Origin of the sequence: Nocardia sp. NPDC052001 (assembly GCF_040680615.1) — a bacterium.
Lineage (GTDB): Bacteria > Actinomycetota > Actinomycetes > Mycobacteriales > Mycobacteriaceae > Nocardia.
This window is the reverse complement of the sequence record NZ_JBFAXC010000011.1, coordinates 52,992-68,155: the sequence shown is the minus strand read 5'-3', so window position 1 is coordinate 68,155 and position 15,164 is coordinate 52,992. Positions and strand designations below refer to the sequence as shown.

Genomic DNA, 15,164 nt, shown 5'->3' with positions numbered 1-15,164 from the left:
CGCTCGGGTGAGAAGACGACGGCGGAGCCGCGGATCGGATGGGCTGGCGTTCGTGTTCATGGTGGCGGTCGCGGCGCTGGTGGTGGCACCCCGCGTCGTCGACGCCGCACGAAGGAATATCGCTCTGCTGAGCACGCTCGCGGTGGCGGCATTGGTGGTCGCGGTCCTATCCGCGGTGCTGGTGGTGCGGCGTCGCCGCCGGTTGCGGGACCGCGACGACGCGCGAGTGCTGGTAGCGCTGCGCCAGAACACGCTGACCCCCAGAGAGTTCGAGGAAGCCCTCGCCGCGTTATGCCGGCGCGATGGATGCGTCGATGTCCGGGTGGTCGGCGGGGCCGGGGATCTGGGTGCCGACGTGCTCGCGCGAGCACCGGACGGACGCCGGATCGTGTTGCAGGCCAAGCGGTATCGCAACGATCGCAGTGTCGGCAGCCAGGACGTGCAGCGATTCGGCGGAACCGCACGCACCATCCACGGCGCCGACGTGGCCGCGGTGGTGACCACCGCGCAGGGGTTCACCCCGCACGCGCGGGCTTACGCGGCCAAGGCCGACATCCATCTCATGGCCGCGAAAGCACTCGCAGCCTGGGAATCGCGCACCGGCCCAGCACCCTGGACCTGACGGAGCATTGATGCTTCAGCACGAGGCCTGGAACGGAAAACACGGCTGGGCCGCAGTCGTCGGCGCCGAAACCACGACCGTGGGCGGCGGTGCCGCGGGCGCATTGGCGGGCTTACGGACGGCGCGCAGGTTTGTCACCCACTGGGTGACAAACCTGCTCATCGACCTCGCTATGAGGGTGGTCATGAGAACCGCCTTCACCTCCAGAAACCGTCCATATCCTGCCCATATCTGAGTACGGGCGGGGCACGGGCGGGACCTTCTACGAGCAGCGGCTGTTGGCGAGGTACTTCTTGGCACTGACGGTGTTCACCACGTTCCACACGCATTTGCTGTGCCAGCGCGGCCGACCTCCCGGAGTGGGAACGCCAGCCTTGGTAAGCCACTGCGCGATCGTTTCGAAGGACTGACCGGCGTTGTTCATGCGGTCGATCAGGTCAACGAGTTCGTCACTGGCAACGCGAGGGCGACCGATAGGCCGACGCCCGACCTCGCGGCCGGTCACTGCTCGCGCTCCTGCCGCTCACCGGGCCGAGATGATCCGGGATCGTCGGGGGCCGAGCGGGGGTATCGCTTCTATCCGGTTCGTTCTGCTTGAACCGCGCGATGGCGTCGAGCACCAGGCGCAGCAGAGTGATGAAATTGTCGAGACGGGAAGCCGACGAAGACCCCCAAGCCAGTTATGCACGCCCGTACTCGCGAGGAGGAAGGACCGGTGCCGGCCGCCGTTTGAGCGGGCGATCCGGGCAGGGGAGAGCTGAGTAATCCGCTGTTGAGACTCTCGGTCCTTCTTTCTGCGCCGTTTCTACCCGGACCCCTATGACGCGCGCATCTCAGATCGCACCGAGACCGCGAAGTATCTCGCTCTCGTGGGTCTCGATGCGAACCAGCGTTAATTCCCTGCAGACCGGTAAACGGTTGCGCCGGAACACAATTCGGCCATGTGGAGCTGCGTCAGGATCTCAACGACACGATAGCCGCGCTGAAGTCCGGTTGCGCGAACGGGAACCGGGAGGCGCTCAAAACGTTCCACACACGGCTGGAGCGGTGTGAATGTCGAGTCGTGTTCAGTGCTGACGTGCGGAGTCGGTTCCGGTTGAACGGAACTTCGAACATCCGCGTGCCTCGAACTCCGATGCAGTACCGCGCTTTTGACCCGTACTCCTCTTCAGCACGGTCTCACGGTTACTGGTGAGATTCCCACTCTCACTAATAGCGAGCTTGGGACCTACCCTGAGGCTTTTACCCGCTTGAGGTGGTTGTCGATCACGAGCTTGTCCAGCTCTTCGAGCCTTGAGCGAAGCCTGTCTTTGTGTTCGGGTGAAGTGTCCGGGTCCTGGAGATGCCGTTGGATGGTCTTCCTCGCCTCCCGGACCAGGGACCGACGACGAACTGATTCGGTCCAGAGCTGAATCTGAGCGATGGCTCCCCCGTACCCGACTGCTATAGCGGGAGCGCAGTACATCAGGACAAGTCCTGGCCAGGTGCCAGTTCCCAGGTGCTGGGCGATGGCAACAAGCGCTGCACCCCCACCTGCACCACCAAGATTCGAATTCAGCCGACCTGAGTTCTGTGTGTCCGGCGCCCGCCTTCGGGATGTACCCGTCGCGCCGTTCGGTCGGCTCACAACCCATCCTCGGATCGTGAACGGTCCTGCTGGGATTCTTCAGGTGCTCCCTCTGCACGCGAGTCCTTGAGCTGCTGGACCAGAGCATCAACGATTGCTTCTGCATCCAGCACGTTCATCGCTCGGAATTCTGTCGAGTGGCCTTCAGCAGAGGAGACTCGCACCTTGATGTCAGCTCGGCGAGAATCCACCAGCGGGGCGAGCGACTGCAACAGGGCAAAGCTTCCAATGACCCCGCCTCCGATACCGAAGACTGCCCCCGCCACCGAGGTGAACTGGCCGCGAAACAGAAAGCCGAGCAGAGCTCCGACGATGAGTCGCACGGCCACAGCGAGTATGTCCGGTATCGGATCGAAGTAGCTCTTCCAGTGCGGGAGTCTTCTCCGCATCATTCGTGCCCGCTGCCGTGCCCGTATGTACTGGCCGAACGTGCTCACCAGATTCACCATCGAGATGGCCAAACCGCCACCGACACCGGCAAGCACAGCGACCTGCCACTCCACCAGTGATCTCCCCCGCTCGGCTCAAGGCGGGGACCCTTGGACCCCCTAATCGAACATTCCTACCGTCTATCACCTTGCGAGTCTCGGCGCAGCTGATTAGTGCAACGTCCAACACATCAGGGCTAGGTGGGTGCCGCAACTCGCGGCCATCCGTCTCCGAAACGGTCATTTCCGGAATTCACTGCATGGCAGCTGACTTCGGCCGCCGGTCTGTCCCGAATCTGGGTCTCGGTATCAACGTCTCACTTCAGCGTCCGGCCTAGGAGCTGGGGCCTGTCTTGCGCCGATCACGAGCGCGAATCCGTAGTCCCGCAAGTACATTCGATCGATGACAGCCACGAAGCCGACCGCCTATGTCTATCTCACCGAGTCCAGCGAGTGGTTCACGCGCTCGGAGCTGGGCCGCCAGCTCGTCTACTGGGAGGACCGGGATCGGAACGAGCGCAAGCCCGGGCATCTACGGGTTGTCATGTTCTCGGCGAACGAGGGCTGGATCAAATGCTTTGCGATCCTCAAAGATCCCGCAGACCCCCATGACGATCTCGTCGAAGTGCTCCTCCCAGCGCATGCAGTCGCAGGCGTGAGAAAGACCAGCACTGCCGGATAGGCCGAGACAGCCGAATCGGCATCTTCTCGCGCGTTCGGAAAACGATGAGCCACCCGGGTCCTTGCTCGAAACGTGTTCAGAACTGAGAAGATCCGTACATGGCCGATGAGCGAGCAGGGTCCGCTCCCCGTATCGAGGGCACGATCTCTGTCCATTTCCGGATGGGGTCTGATCCATGGTGGCTACAGGTCGCAGTGCGGAACAGCGCCTTGCCGGTCAGCTCGGTTGAGCTATTCGACGGGGACCGCTGGTGGGCGACCGCGGACACGGGGTACGACTATTTCGAGGCCTACGGGGCAGGCTCTGGTCCGTTCGTTCTCAGGATCACGGCCACTACCGGTGAGGTTGTCACGACCCAGTCCGTGAAGTTGGCGAGTAATTCAACCGTTCAGACGGATGTCCAATTCTGAGGGTCTAGCGACCAGCCCTTACAAGCCGCTGAGCGGAGTGTTCGGAAGCGATCGATCCAGCTGCTGGAGGGTGGATTCAGGCCGCGATGTCGAGCAGGATCAACGCGACCGGCTCCTGCGCTGGGTGAGGTCCGGATGGCAGTCACCCCTTGGCGCGGGCGACAGACATGTCCTTGCTGAGAAGCGGTGTGGCGAAACGCTTTCGGTGGCAGGCTGTTGCTGTGACGGGGATGGAGGCCGCGGCCGTGCGGGCCGGTGCGGGTGCGATCACGCCCGCGGTGAAGGGACTGTACCGGTGGTGGCGGCCGAAGTCGGATTGGCCGGCGTTGGCCGGACTTGCCGATGGCCTCGCCGCAGCAGTCGACCAAGCCGAACAACAGGTCCAGCAGGAGCTGCGGGCAGGGCCGGGGGCGTTCATGCCCGTCAGGTTCACCGCTACGGCGCATCCGCACCTCGAGGAGGGGATCGACTGGGCCGAGGTCGACGAGATCGCCACCTACTTCGATCTCCTCGATCAACCACGGCGGCTGGTCGTGCTCGGCGATCCGGCGCCGGTAAAACCGTGGCCGCCACCTACCTCGTGCGCGGCCTGATCCACCGCCGCAGCGAACTGATCGCTGAGACTCGCCGTGCCGCTGAACCGGTGCCGGTCCGAGTCAACACGGCCGGATGGGACGGCGGGCAGGAGTTCTCTTCCTGGCTGGCCACCCGGCTGAAGATCGACTATCAGTTACCGGCCAGCGTGGCCGCGAAGATGGTCAAGGCCGGGATGATCCTGCCCGTGCTCGACGGCCTCGACGAAATGGACGACGACACCACCGACGGGTCACGCGCCCGCGCGCTGCTGGACCGGCTCAACGACCGCGAATGGGCACACCGCCCTCTCGTGGTGCTGTGCCGCAGCACCGAATTCGACCACCTCGAACAAGCCGGGAACGACAACGGCTTGCACGGCGCGGGCACCGTCGTGCTCGAACCGCTGCCCATCGGCGATCCCGCCGATTACCTCACCCACTACCAGCACCGGATCGGCGCCAAACACGCTGCGTGGGACCAGGTCACCACCCACTTGCGCGAGCACACCGGCAGTCCCCTGGCCACGGTCCTGCGTAACCCGTGGATGCTCGGTCTGACCGCAACAACGCTGCACCATGCTCCCGAGACCGCGGACGCTCTGCTCGACTGCTCCACCGCTGAGGCTGTACGCGATGGACTGTTCGCTGCTCAGATCCCCGCCGCGATCGCCGGCACCGACGACACCGAGCAGTTCCGTGACTACACCCCTGACAACGTCAAGAAATGGCTGTGCACCCTGGCCCGCCACCTGGAACACCGCCGCGATACCGGCCGCAACGGCACCGCCATCCGCCTCGACGAAATCTGGGAAATCGCCGGCACCACCCGAACCCGCCTCCTCCACGGACTGGCCGTCGCGCTCCTGATCGGGCTCCTGACCGGGCTCACAGTCGGGCTCATGACCTGGTTCACGTTCGGACCCACGTTCGGGATCGCGTTCGGGATCGCGGTCGGGCTCGCGGCCGGGCTCGCGGCCGGGCTTGCGGCCGGGCTCACGAGATTTCCCAGCGCCGAACGCATCGCCTGGAAAGTGCCCACTCGCAGGCGATGGCCGGCCGGGCTCGGGATCGGGATCGGGCTCGCGGTCGGGCTCGCGGTCGGGCTCACGGTCAAGCTCACGTTCGGGCTCACGTTCGGGCTCACGGTCGGGCTCACGGTCGGGCTCGCGGTCGGGCTCACGGCCGGGCTCAGCACCACTGCCGAGGATCGACTGGCAATGGGGACTGATGCGCGGCGGCTGATTCGCAACGACCTACAGTCAGCGCTCTTCCAAGGTGCCTTGTACTGGCTCGTGATAGGGCTCGGGCTCACGGGCGGGATCGCGCTCTCGGTCGGGCTCACGACCGGGCTCACGGCCGTGCTCGTGCTCACGTTCGCGTTCGCGCTCGCGCTCGGGATCGGGATCGGGATCGGGCAGGCGAGTGAACGGTTCTTTCTAGCTGTAATTCTGTTCAAGCTCACCACGAGCTTTCCGGACCACCCTGCCGCTTTTCTCCATTGGGCGCGCAGCAGTGGCCTGCTTCGCGTCAACGCCACCGCCTACCAGTTCCGGCACCAGACCTACCAGCAGTGGCTCCTTCGCGCGGAGACGCAGTAGGCAGCGCGTTCGGAAAACGATCGCTGGCCGAACGCCAAGGCCGCTGGTGAGCGTGCGTTGTTTTTGCAGTACAGCGTGTTCGGAAACCCGTTCGTACAGTTCAGATGTCGGTGCCCGAGTCGGGGAGTCGAGCCGGTCAGGGAGTTAAGGGTTTTGCTGGACCGGCGAAAGTCATGGACCGTACCCTGCGAGCAAAGGTCATGCGCGCGTATGGATCGGGGTGGGCGTCGTGGTAGCGGTGGGGTCAGTATTCGCGGGGTATCTGATCAGGGCGCAGTTGGGCGTGGGCGGGATGGGCGTGGTCTACCGCGCCCGTCATCCACGGCTCAAACGTGATGTGGCGCTGAAGGTTCTGCACGACCAGTGGGCCCTCGATGCCGGGACCCGGGCGGCGTTCGATCGAGAGGCGGCGCTGATCTCCCAGCTCGATCACCCCAATATCGTCCAGGTCTACGACCGCAGTGCTCCCGGGGATGATGCGTTGTGGTTGTCGATGCGCTACATCGCCGGCGGGGACGCCGCCGCCCTGCTGGCGAGTTCGCCGCACGGACTACCGATCGAGCAGGTGATCGCGCTGGTGACCGATACCGCGCACGCGCTCGATCACGCGCACACCCAGCGAATACTGCACCGGGATGTGAAACCGGCGAACCTGCTCTTGGAGGAGGACCCTCGACATGGGCTGAAGGCGGTGCTCACCGATTTCGGGATCGCGCGTGCCGCGGATTCGGCGACGACCGCGACCAGCGTCGCTATGTCGCTGCCTTACGCCGCGCCCGAGCGATTCACTGCGGCCCCTGTCGATCACCGCGCTGATATCTACTCGCTCGGGTGCACGATGTTCCAGCTGCTCACCGGTCAGGTCCCGTTCCCACGAAACGCGCCGATCGAGTTCATGACCGCGCACCTGAACGCACCGATCCCCTCGATCCGCACACGGCGTCCGGACCTGCCAGCATATTTGGACACAGTGGTCGCGACCGTGCTGGCCAAGGATCCCGCCGATCGCTATCCCTCGTGCCAGGCGCTCGTCACGGACCTGTTGCGCGCGGTCACCGCCACAACGCTGGCACCTACTCGGCCCGAGCAAGCCACACCCGCCTCGGGGGAGGACCAGCAGGTCCTCGATGCTCGACGTGTACAAGCCGCGGATCCGCAGAATGCCCGGCTGATGCTCAAGCTCGGGAATCTGTTCTACGAGCGAGGTCGGCTCGCCGAAGCCGAAACCTGGTACAGGAAAGTCATCGACGCCGGGGACACCCGTGCCATGAACAACCTCGCGATTGTGCTCCAAAAGCGGGGTGAACTCACCGAAGCCGAAACCTGGTACCGCAAAGCTATAGCCACCGGGGACATCAACGCCATGACCAACTTCGGGGGTCTTCTCTATGAGCAGGGTGAGCTCACCGAGGCCGAAACCTGGCACCGCAAAGCCATCGACGCCGGCCACGTCAACGCCATGACCAACCTAGGGAATGTGCTCCGAAAGCGGGGCGAGCTGACCGAGGCCGAATCCTGGTACCGCAAAGCCATCCACGGCGGCCATCCCAACACCCTGTACGCCCTCGCGAATGTGCTCCACCAGCGGGGCGAGCTGACCGAGGCGGAAACCTGGTACCGCAAAGCCATCGACGCCGGCTACACCGGTGCCATGAACGACCTAGGGAATCTGCTCAAGAAACAGGGCAACCTTGTCGAGGCTGAACGATGGCTTCAGAAGTACCGGGAAGTCACCCAACGCACTTCCTAAGTGTTGAGAATCAATCGAATTTTCGAATTTTCGACACTTCGGTCCGGCGTGCAGGTGCGGGATCGGTCGGTCGTGATCGGTTCCGCGCGTTAGCGATCGGAGGTGATCAGACCCTCTGACCTGCGTATTTGATTGTGCTGGAATGGATTCCGTTCCACTTCGAGTGAACGGAGAACCAGTGATGTGGACCGAGATCGGTGAGACGGTACGCAAGGCTATGGACGGGTGGCCGGCGTTGTGCCGGTTCGTGGTGTGCGTGCTGGTGCTGACAGCCGCCGCAGCCGGGTTGATGTGGGTGGGTGCGTGGTGATCGACACCTCGGCGCGGTGTGGGTGACGGAAGATGGCGGTGATGACTCACGGCGATCCTGACACCCGCGCACGCTTGGCCGCCGAACTGAAAGAACTCAAAGCCCAAGTCGGTGGCCCAAGTTTCCGCGTGATGGCGGCGCTGCTGGCGAAGGCACACGAGGACCCGGTAAGCGCGACCACGCTGCGTGATGCCGCGACCCCCGGCGCCCCGGCGCCGAGACCGGTGACGGTATTCCAGTTCGTGACCGCCTGTCGCCTGCTCGCCCACGACGCTCGCCCCGATATGGACCCAGCCTGTTTCGATCTCGATGGCTGGTACGCGCGATGGAAGCAGATCGGAGCACCGCCAGATCCCGCGGCGGCAACGCAGCTGGCGGGTCTCAGATCCGTTGTCGGCGAATCGAACCAGCACAGCATGCCGGCTGAGCACAGCAGAGATTTCGCCCAATACCTTGCACCGTCACTATTGTCGGCTCTGCTGGCGTCGATCCTGAACAACCGGTTCGGCCTGAATGCCCAAATCGGCGCTGCTGCCCTCGTGGTGGCCTGGATGGGTTGGACAGCCCTGCGAGATTCCCGCCTGCCGTGGATCCGCCGCGCTGCGCTGCCGACGATCTCGGTCGCCTACACCGCCACCCTGATCGGTTTCATCGCACTGCCCAGCGCACCGCCGTTGCTGCAGACTGCCATCCCCGCTGCGCTGTGGATCGCGGCGGCCAGCATCACTCTGCGCCTCATCGAATCTGAACATCAAACAGCAACCGCTTCGCAGTATGTGGGTGTCGCGACGATCGGTGCCGGTGTCGCGGTGATCGAGATGGGTGTCTCGAGGATGGTCGATTCGGACCGGCTCCTCGGTGTCGCGGCGATCGGTGCCGGTGTCGCGGTGATCGGGATGGGTGTCTCGAGGATGGTGGATTCGGACCGGCTCTTCGGTGTCGCGGCGATTGGTGTGGGTGCCGCGGTGATCGGCGGCGGTGTCGCGGCGATCATGGATTCGGACCGGCTGCTCGGTGTCGCGGCGATCGGTGCCGGTCTCGCGGTAATCGGCGGCGGTGTCGCGACGATCATGGATTCGGACCGGCCTTCGGACCGGCTGTTCGGTGTCGCGACGATTGGGATGGGTGTCGCGCTGATCGGTCACGGTGTCGCTTTCATCGTGCGAGATCGACAGCCGTGAGTGCCGCCCTGTGGACGTAACTCCAGATAGTCAAGTGTCGAGAATCGTTCGGTTTACAACGCGCGCAGCCGAGTTCGGACATTCGCGGGAATCCACAGGTGGCCCGAGAGCACCGACTGTCGAAAAACGTGTTGCAAAGTCGAAGTGTCCAACAATCCATGTCGGCCCTTTTCTCGTACACTTCGGGTATGGCAGACACCGTGCGCACTGTCGATATTCCCGAACCGCTTGTCCTGGACGGGGATGCGCTCGATCCGATCGGCGGTGGGGGCGCGCTCATCGGGTACGCACGGGTCTCCACCACCGGACAGCTCCTCGATCGCCAGCTGCACGCGCTCACCGCAGTGGGATGCCAGAAGATATTCGCTGACAAGAAATCCGGCAAGGACACCGAGCGCGAAGAACTCATCAAGTGCCTGGAGTACATGCGCGCCGGCGACACCTTGGTGGTGCCCTCGCTCGATCGGCTCGGCCGCTCGCTACAGGACCTGATCACGATCGTGTCCGGGCTTCGCAAGCGTGGCATCGGATTCCGGTCCCTGCACGAGGCGATCGACACCACTACACCCGGCGGCAGGTTGGTGTTTCACGTCTTCGCCGCCCTGGCCGAATTCATCCGAGAGCTCATCGTGCAAGGCACCAACGAGGGCCTGGCCGCCGCGCGGGCCCGCGGCCAACGCCTCGGGCGCCCGCCGGCCATGACCGCCGAGCAGATCCGCCAGGCCCGCGCGATGCTCACCCAGCCCGAGGAGTCCGTGTCCTCGATCGCCCGCCTGCTGGGCGTCTCGCGCTCCACGATCTACAAGTATGTGCCCGAGATCGGCAGCGGCCCTGTCGAACTCCCTGACCGAAGCGATGACCGCCCGATGCCGGATGTCAGCAAGTACGACGAGCTGCCGCCGCGGAGTCCCTCCTGAGTCCTCGGCATCCACATCAAAGGGCGTCAGATCCTCCTCGGATGCCTCGTTGAGGCTGAATATTTCAATGAGCTTTCGTACGTTTCGTACCCTCCAGGAAACTTGAAAATCCTTTGTCAGCAACCGGTCGCACTCGATCTGCGTTTTGCGGAAGGTGCGCTCTGGGTGTCACGTTTGGTGTGAACTGTGCTCTGCTCTGACCTGCGGATTTAACTTGCACGCACATAGCATGTCGAACAGCTCGTTCTCGGCAATCCGACGGAACCATCTGCGTAAACGTGTCCTGAACTGCGGCAACAGCATTGGTTTGCCTACCGCTGACATCGACTGCTAACCTGTGGACACAAGGGGACAGATGTGTCCTCACCACCCCGGCCACCATGGTTGGGGTTTTTTGTTCCCCCACCGTCAAGCCCTCAGCGCACCTCGCTGGGGGCTTTTTTTGTGCCCAAGGAGCGCTCCGTGCCAATCGCATCACTGCTGGCCCAGGGTATTTGGCCGCTGCTCGTCTTCTTCGGACTCGTACTGGTGGTCAGCGTCATCGCGCTGATCCGGGCCGAGAAGAAGGATGTCCCCGCGATTTTCAAGGCCTTCGCAGAGGCCTTCGGATTTCATAGTGGCACCTTGGAGAAGACCACCGAGATGGTCGAGACCGGCGGTACCGGAAACGAACTCGTGACCGGCAGCAACCCGGATCACACCATCGAATCCGACGACAATGAGGGCGAATCCGACGAGGAGATCCTGTGACCCGCCGCCGTGTGTACCGCGACCCGACCGCGACCGAGTTCGCCCGAGAAACCTCCGAGCGGGCACGACAAATACTCATGGAGGCGCTCATCGGAACCCTGCCCCCTGTCCAAGGCGTGGTCGTTCGACTCGTCAGCAAAGGGATGAGCTTCGAGCTGATCGGCTCGTCGCAGGTGTGGCCATTCCCGGAGATGCACGGTTGGTGCGCCCAAGAGGCCGAGGAGGCGTTCAACAACGCGATAACCATGATCGAGCTCGAAAACCAATACCTGTTCGGGCTGATGCTGGCCGGAGGTTCGTGGACCTTGGACCTGCGGCCAGCGATCGAAGGCAATGTAGCGATGGAGGCGACAGCAGCAGGCGGGACAAGTACTTATCTCGAATGGTGTGGGCGACACAAGCGGTGGAACATCCGGGGAGGCGCCGGCGCCAAGCAGTGCGAGGCCTGTCACTGCAACATGTACGCATGGGAACGGCAATTTCGGCGGGGCGGTAGAGAGCAGCGCTTCTGTGGTCCCACCTGCCGTAAAGCTGCGTCACGAGCGAAAAAACTCGCTCCTGAACCCCAGCTGCCTCTCATGCGGACGAAGACGTATAGGCCCGATGAAGTATGGAGCAAATTAGAACCGTGGCCAGAACCCGAACCGTGGTTCGGCTCGGAACAGGAGGCCATCCGATCAGCTCTAGGCAGCATTCGGCACTGATGACGTGCAGCTTGTGGGCAGGCACGTGATCTGCACGAATCTCACGAGTCCGGCTTATGTCGTTGGATCCGGGCCTGCCTTAGGTCAGGCCTGGACCGCTTGACCGCGTGTGGCAAGGCGAGACCACAGCTCTCTTGAGGCCAACACTGTGCGCTGGCTCACCGCGTACGAGACCAGTCCCTACATGAGATCGCTCGCGGCATCAGGGTCAGCACCGGAGGTATAGCGAGTGCCATCTCGCTGGGGAGAGGCGAGGGCGGGGGCAGCGCGGGCGGGGTCGATGGCTTCGCGTTGCGAAACCCAGGAGTTGAGTGGGTCGGGGTTTTCCAGAATCTTGAGAATGCTGTTGTTGAAAGTGGCGGACAGGCCCTCGGTTTGAGTGAGCCAGGCCAGTGTGCCGGTGTCGCTGACGAGAGTGAGTAGGAATCCGCGCACCCTCAGGTGGTTTGTGAGCAGGATCGTGTTCAGCAGCAGCACCGCTGCAGCGGGGCGGTCCACGATCAGACGTTTGATCATCGTGGTGGTGGGCGAATCTGGGCTTACCCGTGCGGAGTTGGGCTGCATTCGGTCGGCCGCGTCGGCGTCTACCAGTGCGCGAGCGATTTGCTGCAGTGGCTGGTACTGCTCGGGGGGTTTTCCTCCGTGGTCCCAGGCTGCCCATTCCTCCAGGGCACGGCCCAGCAGTGCGCTGGCGGGCTTCTTTTCCGGCCCTGAGACCAGGCGCCGCCAGAACGCGGAGACAGGCGGCAGATTCTCCACGAAGTGACCCGCGCTGAAATCGACCGAGGGCGGCAGCGTGGCCACCCGTTGGATGACGAAACTGATGTCGTCGTCACTGAGCGCCCACAGCAGGGTTTCGAGATCGGCGAGTGTGGTGAGCCGGTCGGCGGCGTCTCGCAGGCGGCTTTCGGTGCAGATGTCCAGCACGATGTGCAGAATTGCCTTTTGGCTGACGTTCTCGAAAACCTTTGTGGCGGCCCGGAAAACGTATCGGCCGTACTCGTTGCGCAGGTCGAACAGGGCAGTGACGGTGTGGCTCAGGGCTATGGTCTCGTTGGCGTCGTACAGGGTCTGCAGAAGTTTGGCCAACCACCGTGGTCCGTTGTCCAGGTCGGACAGGCCGATCCCGAAGATCAATCGCTGGAACGACTCGCTGCAGGCCGGACGGAGTTGAACTCCGTTCTCGGGGGAGGACTCCTGCGCGATACGCAGCGCGAGAGAGGTGTCGGCTGCCGCACGCAGTCGGATCTCGCGCACAATCCGGGTCTTTTCACGGTTTTCGTGCAGCAGCGTGGCGATTCGCTGGCCGGCGCCGAGTTCGGGATCACGATCGATCAGCAGTGGTGTCTCCGGCACGTCGAGAGCTTCGTCAGGCTCGATGACCAGGTCGCATGCCTCGGCGATAGCGGCCGCGGCGTCCTCGTCCAGCTCGGCGATTGCCTTGTGAACCTCGACTGACCGGGTCGCGGAAGTCTTTTCCGCCAGCGTGTCCAGGAACAGCCCGACCGCGTATCGGTCGAATTCGGCGATCTCGATCAGCACTCCGGCCAGTACTCGGTTGTTTCCGTGAAAGTGTTGGTCCAGATCCGCGACCGCCTCGTCATCGCGGGCGCTGCGCAGCATTTCGAGTAGCCACTCGCCTTCGGCACGGGCATCGATCGGCGAGGTCTCGCCACCTGTTCCCGCCGCTGAAGCGCGGGGCCCCGGGCTGCGATGGACCGCATCCCAGGCGGGAGCCCATCGTTCCCGCAACATCTGGACGTCTACGCCGGTCTCGGTGGCGACGGTCTCCAGGATTGCGTTGTACACCAGGGGGTTTGGCCCAGCGGGTTTGTGTAGCTGCTCGTGAAACTGGCGTCCGGTGTACGGCAGCCGGTGTCGATCGGCCACTTGCTTGTTGGTCAGACCGGTCAGGGTGAGCTGGTAGTTAAGCATGCTGACCAGGGCACGAACTTCCGGTGGCATACGAGAAGACAGTTTGTCCGGATCTGTCACTCGTGGCCGTCCCCCCTGCTTGTTCTCGGGCACGATCTATGTCTTCTTTCTGCCGATGGGCCCCTACCGGCAGGAGAGTGTTGCCGAAAACCCTTGCGGCCATGCCGAAAACCTCGTAGTTATCGGAAATCTTCCAGCTCAAATACTTATCGGTATGGACCGAAAACCTCACGCAACCTTGAATCCTCTTGGCGGGATCGACACACCTGGTCGCCGCCGCGGAACGGATCGGTGACCACGGTTTGCGGGTCGGGCTGGCGATCCATCCGAGATCCAGGCCAACGACCGAGCGAGGCTCCTTTTGAGCGTGTCCCCACCACCGGCGAGTCCGGAAGACTTCCCGCGGGCCACTTCCCGTGGCGGGCCGCTCCCTCTTGCCTTACGCACCTCGCTGGGCTGAGGCATCTCGGCTGAGACCGGAGCGGCGTCGTATTCACGCATGGTGTTCTCGCGCAAAGTGTTCGCCCACGGAAACCTGTCCGTCGTCGCCGGCGAGTTCGGCCATCCGGCGGCGACGGCCTGGGCGGTGGAGGCGCCGCCGTTGACGGTGCCGTACATACCCATGAGGCGACGCCGCGCCGGTCCCCGACGACACGCCCGCCCGGCGTGCAGGGGTGGGCCGAAGCCAGCTTGGTAGCGCGCTTCGTTCGGGAGGAAGAGGTCGCGGATTCAACTCCGCCAGAAGTGAAACGAGGGTGTCGCGACCGGGTGGTGCGCGGCAGATTCAAGATCTTTCAAAGATTTTCGAAATCAAGCGTGATGTGCCGCCGGGGCCGCACCATACAACGCCAGCGAAAAACCCGGAGCAGGGCTGATCGGTCCCGCTCTTGGCTAGCCCTTCGCGCAGGCGCTGCGGCGTTACCTGGAGAATGATATGCAAAAGATGGAGGAGCCGGTCACTTTCGGACGGGCTTTGGGGTACGCCAGCGACGCGAAGCTGGTGGCCGCGGTGGCGGAGAAGGGGTTCGAGGGCACGCTTCGGATCGCTCTCGAGCATCAGCTCTGGCTGTACGGCTGGCGAGTTATGCGTGGCATGGTGCGCGATCTGTCGATCCTTCGCGTGAAGACGAACCTGCCTCCGATGTTCATCGACCCCGATGACTATCACACGCTGCAGGACAGCGCCGAGCAGCGAGAGCAGCTTGTCCTGGACACGCTCGCGCTGGCTGTGCCGTTCATGATCAACCAGCTGCGTAAGGGGCGATGGGACCCACAGCGCTCTGGCGGGCCCGACGCCAAGCTCGGCACGTACTTCACCACCGCGTGCGCGATGAAGTTCCGTGACGTCTACCAGGCCTGGCATCGTCGGCGCGTCAAGGAGATTCGGGCATGGCTGGCGATGACCGAGACCGCCGTATACGCCGTGCACGACCCCTACGACGTTGTCTCGGATCGGTTTCGGCTCCAGCAGATCCTCAAGAACGCCTCGCTCGTGGACCGTCTGATCTGCATGGGCATCCTGGCGGACAAGTCGCACGCCGATATCGCCAAAGAGCTCGGTATCACGGTGGGCGCTGTCAGGGGACGCCTCTACCGGTTACGGCAACGCACCTGGAAGAACCTCGGTGCCGCCCCTATCGTCCGTAAGCGGGTGTCCGCATGAGCCACGTCCGGC

General features: G+C 63.6%; 13 protein-coding genes. 10 read left to right on the top strand and 3 right to left on the bottom strand.

Going from position 1 to position 15,164, the window contains the following annotated elements; genetic code table 11:
- The first annotated feature begins 7 nt into the window (after positions 1-7).
- Entirely contained in the window at positions 8-622 is a 615-nt protein-coding gene (locus tag AB0L82_RS35495) for a restriction endonuclease (protein ID WP_364646753.1), read from the top strand.
- Positions 623-884: 262 nt separating this feature from the next.
- Here the strand turns inward: AB0L82_RS35495 and AB0L82_RS35490 are convergent, their stop codons facing one another.
- Together AB0L82_RS35490 and AB0L82_RS35485 are read right to left on the bottom strand one after the other, a co-directional pair.
- Positions 885-1,127 carry a recombinase family protein gene (locus AB0L82_RS35490; RefSeq protein ID WP_364646750.1) on the bottom strand — a complete coding sequence of 81 codons (243 nt, stop codon included), beginning with the start codon at positions 1,125-1,127 and terminating at the stop codon, positions 885-887.
- Between the two features lie 1,118 nt (positions 1,128-2,245).
- Positions 2,246-2,752 (bottom strand): hypothetical protein, encoded by a 507-nt coding sequence (locus AB0L82_RS35485; RefSeq protein ID WP_364646747.1) that lies wholly within the window; start codon positions 2,750-2,752, stop codon positions 2,246-2,248.
- Positions 2,753-3,080: 328 nt separating this feature from the next.
- Here AB0L82_RS35485 and AB0L82_RS35480 point away from each other — a divergent pair, with 328 nt between their 5' ends.
- The 8 genes from AB0L82_RS35480 (at position 3,081) to AB0L82_RS35445 (ending at position 11,554) form a co-directional block, all read left to right on the top strand.
- A complete protein-coding gene (locus tag AB0L82_RS35480) occupies positions 3,081-3,359 on the top strand; it encodes a hypothetical protein (protein WP_364646744.1) in 279 nt (92 codons plus the stop codon).
- 631 nt (positions 3,360-3,990) lie between these two features.
- Entirely contained in the window at positions 3,991-4,362 is a 372-nt protein-coding gene (locus AB0L82_RS35475; RefSeq protein WP_364646741.1) for a hypothetical protein, read from the top strand.
- Positions 4,332-5,942, top strand: coding sequence for a hypothetical protein (locus tag AB0L82_RS35470; RefSeq protein ID WP_364646738.1), 1,611 nt, complete (start codon positions 4,332-4,334; stop codon positions 5,940-5,942). Before AB0L82_RS35475 ends, AB0L82_RS35470 begins: the two co-directional genes overlap by 31 nt.
- Before the next feature lie 220 nt (positions 5,943-6,162).
- Entirely contained in the window at positions 6,163-7,692 is a 1,530-nt protein-coding gene (locus AB0L82_RS35465) for a serine/threonine-protein kinase (RefSeq protein ID WP_364646735.1), read from the top strand.
- Between the two features lie 342 nt (positions 7,693-8,034).
- On the top strand, positions 8,035-9,183 hold the full coding sequence (locus AB0L82_RS35460) for a hypothetical protein (RefSeq protein ID WP_364646732.1): 1,149 nt from the start codon (positions 8,035-8,037) through the stop codon (positions 9,181-9,183).
- Between the two features lie 188 nt (positions 9,184-9,371).
- On the top strand, positions 9,372-10,100 hold the full coding sequence (locus AB0L82_RS35455; protein ID WP_364646729.1) for a recombinase family protein: 729 nt from the start codon (positions 9,372-9,374) through the stop codon (positions 10,098-10,100).
- A gap of 462 nt (positions 10,101-10,562) precedes the next feature.
- Entirely contained in the window at positions 10,563-10,850 is a 288-nt protein-coding gene (locus AB0L82_RS35450; RefSeq protein WP_364646726.1) for a hypothetical protein, read from the top strand.
- Positions 10,847-11,554, top strand: coding sequence for a hypothetical protein (locus AB0L82_RS35445; protein WP_364646723.1), 708 nt, complete (start codon positions 10,847-10,849; stop codon positions 11,552-11,554). Before AB0L82_RS35450 ends, AB0L82_RS35445 begins: the two co-directional genes overlap by 4 nt.
- A gap of 180 nt (positions 11,555-11,734) precedes the next feature.
- Here AB0L82_RS35445 and AB0L82_RS35440 read toward each other — a convergent pair whose 3' ends face one another.
- On the bottom strand, positions 11,735-13,549 hold the full coding sequence (locus tag AB0L82_RS35440) for a hypothetical protein (RefSeq protein WP_364646720.1): 1,815 nt from the start codon (positions 13,547-13,549) through the stop codon (positions 11,735-11,737).
- An 883-nt stretch (positions 13,550-14,432) separates the two neighbouring features.
- Here AB0L82_RS35440 and AB0L82_RS35435 point away from each other — a divergent pair.
- Positions 14,433-15,152, top strand: coding sequence for a sigma factor-like helix-turn-helix DNA-binding protein (locus AB0L82_RS35435; protein ID WP_364646717.1), 720 nt, complete (start codon positions 14,433-14,435; stop codon positions 15,150-15,152).
- The last annotated feature ends 12 nt before the right edge of the window (positions 15,153-15,164 follow it).

What these genes read in the sequence shown, in the direction of transcription:
- AB0L82_RS35480 (WP_364646744.1), top strand. Translation starts at nt 3,081, where the DNA reads ATGACAGCCACGAAGCCGACCGCCTATGTCTATCTCACCGAGTCCAGC.
- AB0L82_RS35460 (WP_364646732.1), top strand. Translation starts at nt 8,035, where the DNA reads ATGGCGGTGATGACTCACGGCGATCCTGACACCCGCGCACGCTTGGCC.
- AB0L82_RS35455 (WP_364646729.1), top strand. Translation starts at nt 9,372, where the DNA reads ATGGCAGACACCGTGCGCACTGTCGATATTCCCGAACCGCTTGTCCTG.
- AB0L82_RS35435 (WP_364646717.1), top strand. Translation starts at nt 14,433, where the DNA reads ATGGAGGAGCCGGTCACTTTCGGACGGGCTTTGGGGTACGCCAGCGAC.